Origin of the sequence: Rhizobium jaguaris, assembly GCF_003627755.1 — a bacterium.
Taxonomy (GTDB): Bacteria; Pseudomonadota; Alphaproteobacteria; order Rhizobiales; family Rhizobiaceae; genus Rhizobium; species Rhizobium jaguaris.
Genome location: NZ_CP032696.1, coordinates 386,887 through 403,614, shown reverse-complemented (window position 1 = coordinate 403,614; position 16,728 = coordinate 386,887). Strand labels below are relative to the sequence as shown.

Annotated in this window: 13 protein-coding genes and 2 pseudogenes; 3 read left to right on the top strand and 12 right to left on the bottom strand. The window is 57.4% G+C overall.

Features of this window, described 5'->3' with window-relative positions; translation table 11 throughout:
- Positions 1-69: 69 nt before the first annotated feature.
- Positions 70-1,770: a DNA recombination protein RmuC gene (locus CCGE525_RS36070; protein WP_425375935.1), complete on the bottom strand. Its 1,701-nt coding sequence runs from the start codon at positions 1,768-1,770 to the stop codon at positions 70-72.
- Positions 1,771-2,238: 468 nt separating this feature from the next.
- Here CCGE525_RS36070 and CCGE525_RS36065 point away from each other — a divergent pair, with 468 nt between their 5' ends.
- The gene (locus tag CCGE525_RS36065; protein ID WP_120709066.1) at positions 2,239-2,976 is read left to right on the top strand and encodes a hypothetical protein; all 738 of its coding nucleotides are present in this window, start codon (positions 2,239-2,241) and stop codon (positions 2,974-2,976) included.
- Between the two features lie 6 nt (positions 2,977-2,982).
- On the opposite strand, the pseudogene CCGE525_RS36060 reads toward CCGE525_RS36065, so the two are convergent.
- The 3 genes and pseudogenes from CCGE525_RS36060 to CCGE525_RS36050 all read right to left on the bottom strand — a co-directional run.
- Positions 2,983-3,393: pseudogene (locus CCGE525_RS36060) on the bottom strand (ISNCY family transposase); the annotation flags it as partial.
- A 65-nt stretch (positions 3,394-3,458) separates the two neighbouring features.
- Positions 3,459-4,013, bottom strand: coding sequence for a hypothetical protein (locus tag CCGE525_RS36055; protein WP_120709065.1), 555 nt, complete (start codon positions 4,011-4,013; stop codon positions 3,459-3,461).
- A complete protein-coding gene (locus tag CCGE525_RS36050) occupies positions 4,010-4,639 on the bottom strand; it encodes a recombinase family protein (protein WP_120709064.1) in 630 nt (209 codons plus the stop codon). Before CCGE525_RS36050 ends, CCGE525_RS36055 begins: the two co-directional genes overlap by 4 nt.
- 93 nt (positions 4,640-4,732) lie before the next feature.
- On the opposite strand from CCGE525_RS36050, the pseudogene CCGE525_RS36045 reads away from it, so the two are divergent.
- Both CCGE525_RS36045 and CCGE525_RS36035 read left to right on the top strand, forming a co-directional pair.
- Positions 4,733-7,461: pseudogene (locus CCGE525_RS36045) on the top strand (Tn3 family transposase).
- A 473-nt stretch (positions 7,462-7,934) separates the two neighbouring features.
- Positions 7,935-8,138 (top strand): cold-shock protein, encoded by a 204-nt coding sequence (locus tag CCGE525_RS36035; RefSeq protein WP_120709063.1) that lies wholly within the window; start codon positions 7,935-7,937, stop codon positions 8,136-8,138.
- 195 nt (positions 8,139-8,333) lie between these two features.
- Here the strand turns inward: CCGE525_RS36035 and CCGE525_RS36030 are convergent, their stop codons facing one another.
- From CCGE525_RS36030 to CCGE525_RS35995, 8 genes are all read right to left on the bottom strand, one after another.
- Positions 8,334-8,771, bottom strand: coding sequence for a RidA family protein (locus CCGE525_RS36030; RefSeq protein ID WP_120709062.1), 438 nt, complete (start codon positions 8,769-8,771; stop codon positions 8,334-8,336).
- Between the two features lie 114 nt (positions 8,772-8,885).
- The gene (locus tag CCGE525_RS36025; RefSeq protein WP_120709061.1) at positions 8,886-9,821 is read right to left on the bottom strand and encodes a bifunctional methylenetetrahydrofolate dehydrogenase/methenyltetrahydrofolate cyclohydrolase; all 936 of its coding nucleotides are present in this window, start codon (positions 9,819-9,821) and stop codon (positions 8,886-8,888) included.
- Positions 9,818-10,702, bottom strand: a complete 885-nt coding sequence (gene purU / locus CCGE525_RS36020; RefSeq protein ID WP_120709060.1) for a formyltetrahydrofolate deformylase — start codon at positions 10,700-10,702, stop codon at positions 9,818-9,820. Before purU ends, CCGE525_RS36025 begins: the two co-directional genes overlap by 4 nt.
- A 131-nt stretch (positions 10,703-10,833) precedes the next feature.
- Positions 10,834-11,799, bottom strand: coding sequence for a threonine/serine dehydratase family protein (locus tag CCGE525_RS36015; RefSeq protein ID WP_120709059.1), 966 nt, complete (start codon positions 11,797-11,799; stop codon positions 10,834-10,836).
- Between the two features lie 58 nt (positions 11,800-11,857).
- Entirely contained in the window at positions 11,858-12,991 is a 1,134-nt protein-coding gene (locus tag CCGE525_RS36010) for a threonine aldolase family protein (protein WP_162950433.1), read from the bottom strand.
- Complete coding sequence (locus CCGE525_RS36005) at positions 12,942-13,565, bottom strand: aminomethyltransferase family protein (protein ID WP_120709057.1); 624 nt, start codon at positions 13,563-13,565, stop codon at positions 12,942-12,944. The genes CCGE525_RS36010 and CCGE525_RS36005 overlap by 50 nt, the downstream gene beginning before the upstream one ends.
- A gap of 2 nt (positions 13,566-13,567) precedes the next feature.
- Positions 13,568-16,453, bottom strand: coding sequence for a 2Fe-2S iron-sulfur cluster-binding protein (locus tag CCGE525_RS36000; RefSeq protein ID WP_120709056.1), 2,886 nt, complete (start codon positions 16,451-16,453; stop codon positions 13,568-13,570).
- Positions 16,450-16,725, bottom strand: a complete 276-nt coding sequence (locus tag CCGE525_RS35995) for a sarcosine oxidase subunit delta (protein ID WP_120709055.1) — start codon at positions 16,723-16,725, stop codon at positions 16,450-16,452. Before CCGE525_RS35995 ends, CCGE525_RS36000 begins: the two co-directional genes overlap by 4 nt.
- Positions 16,726-16,728 lie beyond the last annotated feature (3 nt).

Below are 16,728 nucleotides of genomic sequence, written 5' to 3'. Positions count from 1 at the left end.
CTCATGCTTAATAATGCACCGTGCGACGGCTTGAAGACCGCATTGCTTGGCGCCGCAAGTAGCCGCGCCTCAAGCCGTTGCTACAAATTCGTCAGATGTCTCCTCGTCGTCGAAGCCAAGTTCCTCTTCGAGGCTCCCCAGGGTTGCGGTACCATCATTCGCGGGAAGCGTTTCGACATTCCTAAGTTTTCGCTTGATTGCCCTTTCGCGAACTTCGACCTTGTCGATTTGGTTTGACGCCTCTTGCAACTTCCTTTTTACCTTTTCCAGAACCGGGCGAAATTTGCCAAATTCGTCCTTTACCTCCGCAAGCACTTGCCAAACTTCGCTAGACCTCTTTTGAATCGCCAAAGTCCGGAAGCCCATTTGGAGGCTACTCAGAAGAGCTGTGAGCGTGGTGGGACCGGCGATGACCACCCGATGATTCCGTTGCAGGTCGTCGCTGAGGCCGGGCCGTCTGATGACTTCTGCATAAAGACCTTCGGTCGGAAGGAAGAGAATCGCGAAATCTGTGGTCTTTGGCGGCCGAACGTATTTACTGGAGATGTCTTTCGCAGAATTTTTGATGCGGGTTTCTAATGCTTTGGATGCCTCTTCGACAGATGAGATGTCGCCCACTTCTGACGCAGCCTGCAGCCGCTCATAATCTTCTATGGGGAATTTCGCGTCGATCGGCAACAACACCTCTTCGCCTTCCGCATTACCAGGGAGGCGGATGGCGTATTCAACGCGCTCATTTCCGATTTCCGAAATGGCAGCGTTGGAGATGTATTGCGTCGGAGTGAGGATTTGTTCAAGCAAGGCACCTAGCTGAACCTCGCCCCATGAACCGCGGGATTTTACGTTTGTGAGAACACGCTTCAAATCGCCAACCCCTGTTGCAAGACTTTGCATCTCGCCAAGGCCTTGGTGTACGGCTTCAAGGCGTTCGCTCACCATCTTGAAGGATTCGCCCAGACGCTTATCCAGGGTTCCTTGGAGCTTTTCGTCTACTGTGACGCGCATCTGTTCAAGCTTGTCGCCGTTCTCCTTCCGAAGAACGCCAAGCTGAGTTTCAACGCTGAGCTTCAGTGCTTCCCCCGCCTTGGCTCCAGTTTCGCTGAGCGCTTCGAGTCGTTTTGCAAAATCGTCGTGTTGGCCGCGTTGAATGTCGAAGAGCTGTTGCGTTTGCTCCCGGTATGCCAAAGCGAACCGATCAAGGCTGCCTGTGAGGTTTTCGCTCAGGGCTTTTGTCTGTGCTGCCCCGTCCTCCTTCATCGTCTCAAGATTTTTTCCGACCTGCTCGCGGATTTCCTTGACGGACGTTAGCAGGGCCTCCTGATTCTTCTCCTGCTGTGCAGAGGTATCGCTCGCATTCTGACGCAGGTTCTGTGACACTTGGTCCAAGTGCTCTTTCTGGTGACGCGATGTCTCGATAGATTGATTGCGAAGAGTTTCCGATAAGTTGCTTATATTTTTTGAAACTTCTTCGCGTAGCTCTTTGGCGGATGAGGCTCCTTCTTCACGGGCGCTCCTCAAATCCTCTCTTACGGTACGCTCCAGCCGATCTTGCGCCCCTTCAAAAGCCGTCAGATTCGAGAGCACTGGGTCAATGGCTGCAGTCATTGTCTTCGAGAGCTTGCCAAGTGTAACCATAGTGATGATCATGGCTATCAGCGAAGCCAGTGCCGCTCCTCCTAGTAACGCCCACTGAATGTACTCCTGTTGCAAGCTCATCTCTCCCCCATCGCTGCTTGTTAGCCCAAGGTAACCGCCGCTGCTGCCCATCATCGAATCATCCGCTGATCGTAAAGGTAAAGATGGGCTCGCTTATTCTAGCGCGCAAGTAGAAAATTGCGGACAACATTGCCATATCGATTTAGCAAGAACGACCTCTGAGCCTCGATCGCAAACTTTGTAAAATAGAGGGAAACGCGATTACTCGCATTTATTCAGTAGCAATTATTATGTTGACTACAATGGGAGGCGCAACTTGCTTAGCGATATTGAGTCCACATATTTTCGGAGTCGGATCGATGACGTCCTGCGCGAGGGAGATGCGACGCCGCTGGCCAGTTAGAAAGGCGACACTGGCACTGACGACCAGCCCCGATCTGACCGGCTGATCCGGTTGCAAGATCAGATCGGGGCGGGTGAAACGCACCCCTTCGGCTTTAGCCTTCTCACTAGCAATTGTTCGGTCGCCGGTTGATAGTCGCTTGCACCCGCATGGGGCGGGGTAGGGATCACAGCCACACGATGCTTCCAGAAATCAAACTGCAAGGTGACGTCGACATCGCCGCGCTGTCACCACTTCTTCGCGGCATGTTTCTTTCGGTTGCCTATGCTGACGGTGAGGGTGGCATAGGATTGACCGCGACCGGCGCCATGAACCGCAAGTTCGTGCATTGGGCCGCTGTGCACTTCCTCTGGCCAGGGTTCACAGCAGAAGACCTCTACAGCATGAACAAGGTGCTCAATGAAAGCGACATGCCGCCGCTTTGGGTCGTGCGCGACATGACCCGCCACCTGAAGCTTCTTCGCCGGAAAAAAGATGTGCTGTTGCCAACCAGACGCGGCCGGGAGTTTCTGGTGAACCCGAACGCCTTCTTCGATCTGATCGCCACGGATTATCTTTATTCGTATGTCCACGCCACCGAGCGCGAAGAGGAGGTGCGGGCGCGGTTACGCTGGTGGCGCATGTTCCTCAATCTTCTCAATATCAAGTCCAGAGAAGGTTGCACGCCAATGGACCTTGTGAAGATCCTCTATCCGGACATGGCGCCTCTGTCTGACACCGAAATGACCATAGAAGCCTGGGAGTTGAAATCCGATCTCCAGTACGGCGTCTTCCAACGTTTGTGCTGGCTCGGCTTGCTCTATGAGGCACGAGAGGGGCTGACTCTTCTCCAGGACGGACTCTTCCACAAGACGCCACTTTGGGCAGCCTGCCTGCAGTTGGAATCGGATACGCAAAGCGACATCGGCGTGCATTGACGATCTTTATTCCGCCGCTGGCTGCTTCAATAACGCTTTCTCTCGCCGCGCAATCACCGCAGGATCGTTCATGAAATCCGTCCTCGGCCCCGGCTTGCGTCCACGCTTCTGGTAGCCGTTGGCTGTGCTGCCGTCGCGAATGCCGAACATATGATCCGTCTGTCCGGTGCGTCGGGGGCCGCTCTTGCTGCGCTGCTGTTCTCTGCCGGCCTGCATCTCTGCGACGATCGACAGGATGTCGTCCAATCGCTTGTTCTCAACGACCGCCGAGCGATGCACCGATCGCAGCTTGTCGAAGGTTCTGTAGGGCAGGGAATAACTCTCATGCATGATCTCGAGGCGACCGTCCGGATAGTCACAGACGATGACCTTCTGTCCCGCCAATGGTCTGGAAATCTCTGTCGGATCGAGAATGAAGGGGTCGGTTCCGGTTTGGGGCGAAATGACACTGTAAGCGCGATTACGTTCAGCTTTCATTTGCGCTAGAGATTGGTGAGGTCGTCCGGATATTGACCGCCCCGCTGGACGAATTGGCTCCAGGTTTCCGTTCCTCGTTTCGAGACAACCCGGTGTGCCGGATCATCGGAAGCGTCCTCGATGAGACCAAGGCGAATGAGGGGTGCGATCGTTCTGTCACCGAAAGATTTCTCATAAGTCCGCTCCTGCAAGTCGAGCATCCATCCCGGCGTTCCACGTTCCGTGAGGGCAGGAACAAGACGTCCGCCGGGGGCAGGTCCGTCGCCACGCGACAGGGTGAACAGGCAAATGGTCCAGAACGCGTCCCTCGGCCGCGGCGGTATCAGCGCCCATTCTATCGGTCCGTTGTCCGGTTGCTCGGCTACGGGAACGGCCCCGTGCTCACCGTCATGGAGCCCGTCCCGGTATGCTCTCTCAAGCGCATTGGCGATAGCGCCCGCAGTGTCGACGGATATTCCGTATTTTCGGTTGTAACGGTCTTTCGCGACGATCTCACGTGCAATTTCTCTGAAGCGAGCCTTGCGATATGGATCGGATGAAGGGCGTGATCGCCTGTTCATGGCGAGACCCCTATCTTTGAAGGCGCGGACGATTTGCTGCGCTTTGCTATTTCCGCGACGGTGTTCTTGCTGATGCCAAGATCGCGAGCAATCCAGCGGTAGCTTCGGCCTTCGGCAACTGATGCCATCACTTTCGGCGCAAGCCGATCGGATTTGGGGCGCTCACCTGCCTGACGGCCGAGTTTTTTGCCCCGTGCTTTTGCTGCAGCGAGGCCGGATTTAACCCGTTCGCTGATCAGGTCGCGCTCAAACTCCGCAATCCCGGAGAGAAGCGTTGCCAGCATCCGCCCATGCGGTGATGAAAGATCAAAGGTCATGCCGTTCATGGCGATTACAGAAACCTTCCAGCTTTCCAGTTCACGCAGCGTGTTGAGCAGGTCGATTGTCGATCGTCCCCACTTGGACAATTCCGTCACCAAGATGGAATCGATCTGTCTAGCCTGGGCGAGAGCAAGGACTTTCTTCCGCTCCGCCCGATCGAGTTTCGCTCCGGAGCCCGTTTCCTTGAAAGTCGCCACCACGTCGTAGCCGGCACGGCCGGCAGATGCCGTCAGATCACTTTCTTGCCGCCAACACGACTGATCGGCGGTCGAAACGCGGCAGTAGATGGCGACCCGCTGTCCCAATTGAACCCTCGTGGATTTTGCTGCCGAAAGGCCTTGATTTGCAGGAGCCGATTGTTGTCCAGAACAGACTATACTTCAATAGGGACAATCGGGATGCCGAGGCGACATATTCTCACCGAGCGACAGCGCTCAGCACTGCTTGATCTCCCGACCGATGAATCGTCACTGCTTCGGCATTACACACTGGGCGACGACGATCTTGGACACATCCATGAACGCCGCAGGCCGGAGAATAGACTGGGATTCGCCTTGCAACTTTGCGCATTGCGATATCCAGGGCGCGCGCTGGCTCCAGGCGAGGTGATCCCGCATGAAGTCCTGTCGTTCATCGGGGCTCAGATCGGTGTCTCGGCAGATGCGCTTCTCACTTATGCCGCCCGGCGCCAGACCCGCCAAGAGCATATGGAGGCGTTGCGTGAGATCTACGGTTACAAGACCTTCGCAGGTCGTGGTGCCCGTGATTTGCGGGACTGGCTTTTCGATCAGGCTGAAGATGCCCGTTCGAACGAGGATATCGCTCAGCGCCTGGTCGCCCGTTGTCGTGAAACTCTGACGATCTTGCCAGCGGTATCGACAATCGAGCGACTATGTGCGGACGCGCTGGTTGCTGCGGAACGGCGGATCGATACGCGGATTGCGGAAAGGCTCGATAATGTTGCGCGCGAACGGCTTGATGGGCTGCTGACCGAATTGCTCGATGCCAATATCAGCCGTTTCATCTGGCTTCGCCAGTTCGAGGTCGGCAACAATTCCGCAGCGGCGAACCGGCTGCTCGACAGGCTGGAATTGCTGGGTGGCCTGAATCTCGACGCGCAGGTAGTTGCCGGTATCCCACCGCACCGTGTCGCTCGCCTGCGTCGGCAGGGCGAGCGCTACTTTACTGATGGCTTGCTGGACGTCAGCTCGGATCGGCGCTGGGCGATCATTGCTGTCTGCGCCGTGGAATGGGAGGCGGCGATCGCCGATACTGTGGTCGAGACCCATGACCGGATCGTGGGAAAGACCTGGCTCGAGGCGAAACGGCTGCATGATGAGCGAATAGCTGGTTCCAAGGCAGCGGTCACCGATACTCTGCGCGCCTTCACCGCTCTGGGAGCATCTTTGCTCGAAGCCCGCAATGATGGTGTGCCGTTGGAAATGGCGGTCTCCAAATCGGCAGAATGGGGTCGGCTGGAACAACTGGTCGCGACCGGCGCTCAGCTCAGCAATACGCTGGCCGACGATCCATTGGCTCATGTCGGACAAGGATATCATCGCTTCCGCCGCTACGCACCCCGCATGCTGCGATGCCTGAAACTCAAGGCAGCGTCAGTGGCTCAGCCTTTGATCGCGGCGGCGAAAGCCATCGGGCAAATGCAAGCGTCACCATCGGCAGCCGACAGCTTCTTACGTCCGAATTCGAAATGGCACCGGCATCTTCGAGCACAAGACCAGGGCGACAACCGCCTCCGTGAGGTGGCAGTCCTGTTCCATCTCCGGGATGCTTTCCGATCCGGTGACATCTGGCTCGATCATTCGCGCCGCTATGGCGATCTCAAGCAGGTCCTGGTGCCGTTGACCACAGCACAGACGAACACCAGGCTGGCCGTTCCCCTTGATCCGCAGCTTTGGCTGACAGATAAAAGGGCCCGCCTCAACGATGGTCTGAAGCGGCTCGCTCGGGCAGCGCGCAATGGAACCATCCCTCATGGCAGCATCGAGGATGGCACCTTGCGGATTGATCGGCTCACGGCTGACGTTCCGGACAGCGCCGAGGAACTGATACTCGATCTCTATCGCCGGATGCTGCGCTCGGATTCACCGAAGCCTTTACCCATTTGAGAACCGGGGTTCCATGCGGTGACCAGATCGGCCTGCTCAACGTGTTGCTCGCGGAAGGGCTGAACCTTGGCCTGCGTAAGATGGCGGAGGCCACAAACACGCATGATTACTGGCAGCTCTCGCGCCTTGCCCGGTGGCATGTCGAGAGCGAGGCAATGGATCAGGCGCTGGCGATCGTGGTTGCTGCGCAGGCAAAGCTGCCGATGTCCCGGTTCTGGGGCATGGGCACGACCGCATCGAGCGATGGTCAGTTCTTCCCTTCAGCCCGGCAGGGAGAGGCCATGAACATGGTCAACGCCAAATATGGAAACGAGCCCGGCCTCAAGGCTTACACTCACGTCAATGACCAGTTCGCGCCGTTCGCGTCACAAACTATTCCCGCGACGGTCAGCGAGGCCCCATACATTCTTGATGGTCTTCTGATGAATGAGGCCGGTCGGCAGGTTGGAGAGCAACATGCCGATACGGCCGGCTTTACAGATCACCTGTTCGGGACCAGCGGCATGCTCGGATATCGGCTCGCCCTGCGCATCCGCGATTTGCCCTCCAAGCGCCTCTACGTGTTCAATCCGGCAGGGACGCCGAAGGATTTGCGCAACCGCCAGAACGATCTGGCGGTTGCGCTGCGTGAGGTCGGCCGTGTGGAGCGAACACTCTTTATAATTGAGTGGATCCTCGACACGGACATGCAGCGGCGCGCCCAGATCGGTCTCAACAAGGGCGAGGCTCACCATGCTCTCAAGAATGCGTTGCGCATCGGCCGCCAAGGCGAAATCCGTGACCGCACCACCGAAGGGCAGCATTACCGGATTGCTGGCCTCAACCTGCTCACCGCAATCATCATCTACTGGAACACCGTCCACATCGGCCACGCGGTCGCCGAACGGCGAAGCGAAGGACTCGATGTGCCGCCCGAACTTCTGGCGCACATCTCCCCGCTGGGTTGGGCGCACATATTACTGACAGGCGAATATCTCTGGCCCAAGGCCGCAAGCGCTTAGAGTGTCATTCCGCCCCCAGCCGGAACCGACCCCTTCCCAAGCCTCGTGCGCCTCCCAGTAGTAGCTGTGATTGAAGAGATCTTGGCCCCAGGCGAAACTGTCCGAGTCCGACGGTGCTATCTCTGCCAGGGGCAGGGGACCGACGTGATAGCTGTGTCCGGCGGGATCTCGCACGGGATGCGGCTGGCGACCCGGCAGATAAGCATAATCCGGAAAATCTCTATGCGGTAACAGACGAGGACGTTTCAAAGCGGGAGCCATAGCACAGCAGCACGGCAATGATCATCGTCGCATATGAGGCAGCTGCCAAGCGATTTGAAGCGTCGCGAGGTTTTCGCCGGCCCCTTGGCCAAACGCTGAATTTGCCGCGACAGTGACGAAACTGAAAAGGCCAAACCGATTGCGAAGAAAACTCCGTCGCCTTAAAGCTTTCGGCGGCGGCAATCAGCCGTGATAGCTTCGAGGATTTGTTCATGGCCACTGGTACCGTTAAGTTTTTCAATGGAGACAAAGGGTTTGGCTTCATTACCCCGGATAATGGTGGGGCTGACGTGTTTGTGCACGTGTCTGCCTTGCAGGGTGGTAGCTCTCTCAGTGAGGGACAGAAGGTAAGCTACGAAGTCGGCCAGGATCGCAAGACCGGCAAGTCGAAGGCTGAAAACGTGCGGCTGATTTAATTGAAGCCCACGGAACTTGGGTCGGCTATGTAAGCGGACCGATCCACGTCACGCATGCGGACATGATCGACCTTCGGGCACGGCGCCGCCAACCTTCCTATACCACTCTTTAATCGAAGGCCCGCTTCCGGTTACAATTGTTGCCGGGACGGCCAGACAAAGTACGCAAATCAATTCGCCGTCCGGCAGCAGCTGCTAATTTCCGATAACGGCGGTCATCTGAATTTCGACGACAGCCCCTCCAGGCAACGAGGTCACGCCCACTGCCGCCCTCGTGCCAATCGCACCGGGTCCGATCTCTTCCAACAGGTGGTCCGAAGCAAAATCGGCAATCTGCGAATGTTTCTTGAAACCCGGGTTTGCTGCGATGAAAACAGTCAAGGTCAAGACACCCGCGATCTGTTCCCCTTCGGTGAGGACCGTTCGCGCTGCGGCAAGGGCATTTGAAGCGGCGAGTTCAACCGCATCCTTGTAGTCATCGATCGCATCCTCGCTGTCCACCGTCCCGACATGGACGATCACGCCTTTTGATCGCGGAGTCATGCCCGAGGTGAACACCAAGTCCCGATGCCGCTTTGCGATAAGATAATTGCCATTGGCAATTGGCGTGTTGAAATGGCCCGTTCTTTTCATGCGCCAGCATTCCTGTGGTAATGAAGGTTTTTTCTAGGTGACTCACGGAGCGTTGCCGATGACGCTGCTCGATTGGATGGGCACCTCAATTCAATGCAACATTCGATAGCCCAATTAGGCGCTATCTTGACTGGGCCATAACTCCAGCTTCGGGCTGAGGTTTCTGCCAACCGAACGGTAAGCCGCGATAACCGTGTTTGCCATCAGCATCGCGATTGTCATGGGACCCACGCCGCCTGGCACAGGTGTGATAATTCCGGCGACCTCGGCCACTTCGCTGAAAGCAACGTCTCCGACCAGACGTGTCTTTCCCACGCCGCTTTCTGGCGCGGCGACGCGGTTGATGCCGACATCAATCACGGTGGCGCCCTCCTTCACCCAACTGGCCTTGACCATTTCGGCACGGCCGACGGCCGCCACGAGGATATCGGCTTGGCGGCAGATGTCGGGAAGGTTTTTTGTACGCGAATGAGCCGTCATTACCGTCGCATTGGCATTGAGCAGCAGTTGAGTCATCGGCTTGCCGAACAGATTCGAGCGGCCGATAACGACCGCGGTAAGGCCGGAGAGATCCTCACCATGGATACGCCGAACAAAAACCATCGCACCGGCCGGTGTGCACGAAACGTGCCCGGTCTTGAGGTCTCCGGTTGCAAGCTTGCCGGCGTTGACGACGCTCAAGCCATCAACGTCCTTTTCCGGCTGGATCGCCTGGATGATTGCTTCGCTATCGAGATGCGTGGGCAGCGGCAATTGGACCAATATACCGTGAACGGTGCTGTCCGCATTGAGCGTGTTCACCAAGGTGGCGAGATCGCCCTGGCTCGTATGTGTCGGCAGGGTGTGCTGAACTGATTTGAAGCCGCACTCCTTGGCCATGCGGCTCTTGGAGGTCACATAGGTGTGGCTTGCCGGATCATCGCCGACAATAATGACGGCCAGGCCAATCGTGACGCCGTCCTGCTGCTCCAGGGCCGCAGCCGCGGTCTTCACCACGTCGATTACCGAAGCCGCGACCGCTTTTCCGTCGATGATCGTTGCACGCCTCATCCCATACGCTCCGACGCGTAGCTGCCAGGGCTGGCCGGAAAAACGACTGTTCGATTGCCGTTCAAGAAGACACGATGGTGGATGTGAGCGTGAATGGCGCGCGCAAGCACTTGGCTTTCGACGTCGCGACCTATCGAGACATAGTCTTCGGCGCTTTGCGCATGGTTGATCCGGACAGTATCCTGCTCGATAATCGGCCCCTCGTCGAGATCGGCAGTGACATAGTGTGCCGTCGCGCCGATCAGCTTCACGCCGCGCTCATAGGCCTGCTTGTAGGGGTTGGCACCCTTGAAGCTCGGCAGGAAGGAGTGATGAATATTGATGATCTTGCCGGACATTTTTCGGCACATCGCATCCGACAATACCTGCATATAGCGTGCAAGCACGACGAGCTCGGTGCCGGTCTGCTCCACAAGGTCCAAAAGCTGCGCTTCGGCCTGCGGCTTATTTTCCTTCGTCACCTTGATATGGTGGAAGGGAATATCGTGGTTCACCACGACCTTCTGGTAGTCAAAGTGGTTCGAGACCACCCCGACGATGTCGATCGGCAGTGCCCCGATACGCCAGCGGTAAAGGAGGTCGTTTAGGCAGTGCCCAAACCGGGATACCATCAGGAGGACTTTCATTCTTTGCGTTTGAAGATGTAGCTCCGCCTCCATGCGGAACTTCTCGGCGATTGGCTTGAGACCCTCGGTGAGTGCTTCGGCGCCGATCCCTTCTTCCGAGACGAAAGAGACACGCATGAAAAATCGGCCGGTACTAAGGTCATCGAACTGCGAGCTATCGACGATATTGCAGCCCATTTCGCAGAGAAATCCGGAGATGGCTGCTACAATTCCTCTCGTAGACTGGCAGGTTGCGGTAAGGACATAGGTGGTCATTGGTAGCCTTTACAAGGTTGCAGGAATTCGTCCGCTGTTTGGAAAGCGGGCAACTAAAGCGAAAGCTGGTATCCGAGTTGGCGCGAGCGACTGCAAAAGATGGGGAGCCACACTACAGTGGCGTCAGCCGGTCAAGTCAGATAGCCGCGCCAGGTATCGAGATCGACATTCCCTCCGGATACGATCGCAACAACCGTTTTGCCTCTCCACCTCTTTCGGTCCCGCAAAACGGCGGCAACAGCGGTGGCGCCGCCTGGTTCGGCAACAATTTTCAGATCGTCCGCAAGCGTATGCATCGCAGCGATGACATCGGCCTCTGAAACCGCATACCCCTCGGCAACCAGTTTCTGGTTGATGGGGAAGGTGTTTTCGCCAGGGATTTGCGTCACGATGGAATCGCAGATCGAACTGTGACCGGGCTCGTTTCCGATGCGTTTTCCCGCCACCAGCGAGCGCTTGGTATCGTCGAAGTGTTCTGGTTCGGCAGCATAGATTTTGGTGCCGGGAGAGGCTTGTGCCATCGCGGTCGCTATTCCCGCGATCAGCCCGCCGCCGCCGACCGGGCACACGAGAGCGTCTGCAGACGTTTTCAGCTTCGCCAGCTGGTCTGCAACTTCGAGACCGATTGTGCCTTGCCCCGACATCAAAACATAATCGTCGTATGGAGGGATCAAGGTTGCACCCGTTTCGGCCGCTATGTCTCGTGCAATCTTCGCTCGGTCTCCTGTCACACGATCATAGGTAATGACTTTTGCGCCATACTCCGCAGTATTGCGCAACTTCACTGCAGGTGCGTCCTCCGGCATGACGATTGTCGCGGGCACCCCCATCTCGGTGGCCGCGGCCGCAACGCCTTGTGCATGGTTTCCTGAGGAGAAGGCCACCACGCCGGCGGCGCGTTCTTCGGTGCTCAACGAAGCGATCTTGACGTAGGCGCCGCGGATTTTGAATGACCCCGTGCGCTGCAAGCATTCTGCTTTGACAAGAAGACGGAAGCCGATTTTGCGGTTAAGCAGTTCAGATTCAAGTAAGGGCGTGACCCGGGTGACGCCCGCAAGGACCTGGGAAGCCTTTAGGATCATGGAAAATTCAAGCATGGCACGGCTTTCGTTAGAACTGCATTGTAATTCGCATGGCGCTCGCTGATCAGTTCGATCAAACGTCGGCGTTGTCCGGATCAAGTGGCCGTCGAGAAGTTGGCACTGAGCCGCAAGCTTCCTCGAACAGCCGGATGTCGTCGGCGCTGTCGCAATAGGACATCACCAAGCGATATCCTTGGCCCGCGCCTTTCAGGTTCCACGGCCGCAACTGAATCTCCCTTTGCCGGAGAGCCTCCGTGAGGGTGGGCGGCAGCATGGCGAACACTTCATTGATTTGTACTGGATACGCCACCTGGACATCGGCGCACTGTTTCAAAGCATTCACAACCCGCGCCGCATTCCGGTTCGCCTGCGAAGCATTTCGATGCCATACATCCCCCTCCAGGTAGCTGAGGAGTTGAGCCGACATGTAGCGCATCTTCGAAAACAGGTGGCCAGCACGCTTGTGCATGAATGTCAGCCGGCCGGCGATCTCCGGATCGAAAGTAATGACGGCTTCCGCATTCATTGTTCCATTCTTGGTCGTACCGAAGGTCAGAATATCGACGCCTGATTTCCAGGTTGCCTCCGCAGGGGAGACCCCGAGATGGGCTATCGCATTTGCCAAACGTGCTCCGTCCACATGGACCTTCAGTCCAGCATTATGGGCGACCGCGCTCAATTCCTGCAATTCGGCCGGCTCGTAGACGACACCTGCCTCCGTTGCCTGAGTGAGGCTGATCGCACTGGCGGCCATGTGGTGCACATTGCCGATGCCGTGATTTTGCAGGGCCTGAGCCAACGTTTCGGCCGATATTTTATCATGGTCGCCAGAAAGCAAAGTCATCCGGCCGCCACCACTGTAAAACTCGGGCGCGCCGGCCTCCGTCGTCACGATGTGTGCGCCCTCGTGGCAGAAGATGGTGCCGTAGGGCGGGGTAATGGCACCGAGAGCCAGCCCATTTCCGGCGGTGCCTGTGGGCACTGGAAAAACAAACGCTTCGCGCTCAAAGAAGTCGGAGAAGGCAGGTCCTAGTCGCGCTGTATATTGGTCGGCACCGTAGGCAGTCTCAATACCATGGTTGCAGCTGATCAGAGCCGCCATCACCTGTTCGCAGACCGGAACACCGTTGTCCGAATTGAAGTGAAACGTAACTATTTTACGTCCTCCCGGTTCCGGCAAAGCCACCGCCGAATTCTGCGCAAGCATCTTCCAGCACATCCCAGAGGTAATCGGCCGAGGCGAAATCCGTCAGCATGTGGATCCCGTAGGAACCCTTGTCCATTTGACGGATCAAGACCGCGCCGATCCGTGCCACAACCGTTTGCGCCACCTCTCCTGGTTCGAATTTGCCATCACGCAGATCGACCCCGCAGATCTTCGACATCATCTGTGCGACAGAGTTTCCCTCCAGATAAAGCCAACTGTGGCTGTCAGCGCGAGGGAGCGGGTAGCCGATCCGGGTAGCGCCCTGCGCGCTGTCAGCATTCCAGGCGGCCTCCAGGTCGCTGCAGAATTCGCGTCCTGCAACTTTCTGATCGAGGATGAGATATTCTTCTTTTCCCAAACGCGCGATCAAAGCGCTGTCAGCAGAAGCGACAGCCCTGTTCGGGCGATCTGGGAGGATGCGGACTTTCGTCGTCAGCCATTCCGTCGTGCCCGCACCCTTAAAACCTGTCCGCCCCAACCGGGAAAAATCACGGATGATAACCCCTTTGTCGTTTCTGACCGGCGCCGCTTGGTCGAAGCGGTGGCCGAATGGGCTTTTCGCAACAGCGCCCATGTTCACATCTCCTGCCGCAGATTTTCGGGGTCGTAAAAATGAGAAGAAACGACTTCGGCCTGATGCTCGACGCCGTCGCTCGACCGCAGGGAAATTCGGCTCCCAAGGCTCGCGTCAAGCCTGTCGGCGTATGCCAATCCGATGACCTTTCCCAAAGTTGGAGAATAAGCAATCGACGTTATGAACCCAACGATCGACCCATTTTTCACGACGAGGTTTGATTCCTGGAGCGCAGAGGCGGGCATCCGATCAATCGCAAACCCGACGAGCTTTCTGCTCGACAGCGTCTTGCCACGAAGCTCCAGGCTGCGCTTTCCAATGAAGAAGGGCTTCGAATTGGCCACGGCCCAGCTCATGTCAAGTTCCTCCGGCGTTGTCATGCCGTCAGTGTCCTGGCCAATGATCACATGCCCCTTCTCGAGCCGCATTAGTCTCTGCGCTTCAAGACCGAATGGCCGAATTCCGAGGGCTTGTCCCGCTTCGCCTATTGCACGCCAAAGCTCTGCGCCGAAGCGGGAAGGGACGTGGATCTCGTACCCAAGTTCTCCGATGAAGCCGACGCGGAATACGCGTGCCGGAATGCCGGCCACCATTCCCTCCCGGTAAGCAAGATACGGGAACTCCTGTGACGAGAGGGCAATGTCATCGGTCAGCTTTTCCAGGACCCTGCGTGCATTGGGCCCTGCTAGGTTGACCCCCGCGTAAGCGGCCGTGACGTTCGCGATATCGACGTCGAGGCGCCATTGCGCATTCCACCAGAGCATGTTGCGATAGATCCGATCGACACCCGTCGTGGTCGCCGTGACATAGAAGTACTGTTCTGCGCGACGGCAGGCGACACCGTCATCGATCACGGTGCCCGCTTCATTCGTCATCAGGAGATAGCGCGTTCTGCCAACGGGTAGCTTGACGTAGGCAAACGTGTACATCCGGTTCAGAAACTCTGCCGCATCAGGACCGCGAATATCCAGACCGCCCAAAGTGGACACATCGATCATGCCGACATTGTTTCTGACATTCAGCGCCTCTTCCGCGATGAGCGTCTTGTCGTCTTGTCCGCGGCCGTAAAATGCGGGTCGCATCCAATTGCCGGCCAGGAGCCACGATGCCCCTTGGGCGGCATGCTGTTCATGCATCGGTGTTCGGCGCATCGGCGTGAACTTCCGTCCCGCGAGCGTTGCGATCTTCTCCGTGGTAACGGGAGGACGCGCGGTCGTGACGCCGACGTCGCTGACGGAGCGCTTGGTCTCTTTCGCGACGATCATAGCTGTCGCCAAGGCGGCATGGCGGCCTTGGCTCGGACCCATTCCGACCGTCGAAAAGCGTTTTACCAGTTCGAGTTCACGGTATCCGTCTGCGACCGCATTCTTAATATCCTTGACTTGCAGGTCCTCGTCGAAATCAACAAAATCCTTGCCCTCCGGATGGGGAAAGATCGGCCAGGGATGGTTGGGAGAACCTGGGCGACGCGCTGGCAGAGCGGGCAGATCTTTGATCTCGTACCCACATTTGGTTGCGGCCCGGGCGCCTTGCGCCGTCCCGTGAGCAACGCAATCTTCCGTGTCAAAATAGCCGTCGACCGATCCAGCAAGAAGGATCGCATCGTGCTGGCCGGATATTTTGAACTGCGCGGCCGCGCTGTCGTAAGACAACCTACCGCCTGATTGGAGCGGCAACTGGTAGGCGGGAACGTAGCCGACAGACATGCAGACGAGATCACAATCAATCTTTTGGCGCTTGTTACCGGCGGTACCCTGAGCATCGATCTCTGCAACTTCGACGGCGCGAACGTGAACGTAATCCTTTTCAGGCTGCGCTTCCCAGACGCACCAACCATCAAGGACCTCGACCTGCCGCGCAACGACCTCTGAGCGGTTCGGCCCGCTATGGCCATTCTTCCGCAAATCGCAGATCGCAGCCAGTTTCACGCCCGCGTCCAAGAGGTCGAGCGCGACGCCATAGGCTTCATCATTACTGGCGAGAACGACTGCACGATTGCCAGGCTTGACGCCGTACAGCCGGACCAGCCGCTGAGCGGCCGAGCCCTGCATAATTCCGGGCAGGTCATTGTTACGGAACTGAGATGGCTGCTCGATCAGACCGGTCGCAAAAACAACTTGCTCTGCGCGCAGCTTGTGCAGCCGGTTCCCGCGAATGACCGGAAGCCAGTTATCGGAATACCAGGCATTGCAGGTCGCATCGGTCCAGATTTCGATGTTGCGATGAGCTTCGACTTCGCTGATGAGGTCCCGCTCAATTTTCACGCGTGCGTAATTGAGTGCGCCGCCGATGATCGGGTTCTCATCCACGATAAGCACGGATGCCCCAGCATCAGCCGCGGCGATCGCAGCGGCCAGGCCCGCCGGACCTGCGCCGACAACGATGACGTCGTACCAGCCATAGGCCTTGTCGTAGTAGCCTTCGGTCGGCTTGCTGATATCGAGCTTGCCCAAGCCCGCCTTGGCCCGGATGCGTGGCTCCCAGATTCGTTCCCAAACACCCTTGGGCTTAAAGAAGGTCCGATAGTAGAAGCCGACCGGCATGAACCGCGAGAGCCGGTTCATTGCAAAGCCGCTATCCTTGCGCGCTGATTTGCTGACGTTTTGCGCCCGAACCGCCAAACCGTTCGAGATCGGATGACGATCCGCGAAAACACTCACCTCGTTTCCGATTTGGACGAGCGTGTTGGCATCCTGTGCCGCCATCGTGAGAACGCCACGGGGCCGGTGATACTTGAAGGATCGTGACAGGATCCATTCGCCATTGGCCGCGAGCGCCGAGGCGATCGTATCTCCCGCAACCCCTTCATACTCGCGGCCGTCGAAGGTGAATTTGATCGTCTCTGATGCGTCGATAAGCAGCCCCTGCCGCTGTGTCGATTTATTCATAACACCTCTCCCAGAGGTCCATCTGCCGGTATGGGGAACGTGGCCAAAATTTCATCGGTCATCGTGTTGCGTTCTGCGAGGAACCAAAAATTTGTAGGTGTGTGACACCACCACTCGCGTACGACCCCCGCCGTATTGTTGGACATCCAGATATAGGCTGCCCATTCTTTGTCGCCTGTGGTCGCGGGATCCGGTTGCTGATGGACCTCGCCGTGGCACTGGAATTCTGTGATGTTGCGCGGCCCGTTCAGAGGGCATGTCATGATTTTCATGTA

Excerpts from the sequence above, each read along its gene's own strand:
- CCGE525_RS36070 (WP_425375935.1), bottom strand. The coding sequence starts at position 1,770 with ATGATGGGCAGCAGCGGCGGTTACCTTGGGCTAACAAGCAGCGATGGG.
- CCGE525_RS36065 (WP_120709066.1), top strand. The coding sequence starts at position 2,239 with ATGCTTCCAGAAATCAAACTGCAAGGTGACGTCGACATCGCCGCGCTG.
- CCGE525_RS36055 (WP_120709065.1), bottom strand. The coding sequence starts at position 4,013 with ATGAACAGGCGATCACGCCCTTCATCCGATCCATATCGCAAGGCTCGC.
- CCGE525_RS36035 (WP_120709063.1), top strand. The coding sequence starts at position 7,935 with ATGGCCACTGGTACCGTTAAGTTTTTCAATGGAGACAAAGGGTTTGGC.
- CCGE525_RS36030 (WP_120709062.1), bottom strand. The coding sequence starts at position 8,771 with ATGAAAAGAACGGGCCATTTCAACACGCCAATTGCCAATGGCAATTAT.
- CCGE525_RS36025 (WP_120709061.1), bottom strand. The coding sequence starts at position 9,821 with ATGAGGCGTGCAACGATCATCGACGGAAAAGCGGTCGCGGCTTCGGTA.
- purU (WP_120709060.1), bottom strand. The coding sequence starts at position 10,702 with ATGACCACCTATGTCCTTACCGCAACCTGCCAGTCTACGAGAGGAATT.
- CCGE525_RS36015 (WP_120709059.1), bottom strand. The coding sequence starts at position 11,799 with ATGCTTGAATTTTCCATGATCCTAAAGGCTTCCCAGGTCCTTGCGGGC.
- CCGE525_RS36010 (WP_162950433.1), bottom strand. The coding sequence starts at position 12,991 with ATGCTTGCGCAGAATTCGGCGGTGGCTTTGCCGGAACCGGGAGGACGT.
- CCGE525_RS36005 (WP_120709057.1), bottom strand. The coding sequence starts at position 13,565 with ATGGGCGCTGTTGCGAAAAGCCCATTCGGCCACCGCTTCGACCAAGCG.
- CCGE525_RS36000 (WP_120709056.1), bottom strand. The coding sequence starts at position 16,453 with ATGAATAAATCGACACAGCGGCAGGGGCTGCTTATCGACGCATCAGAG.
- CCGE525_RS35995 (WP_120709055.1), bottom strand. The coding sequence starts at position 16,725 with ATGAAAATCATGACATGCCCTCTGAACGGGCCGCGCAACATCACAGAA.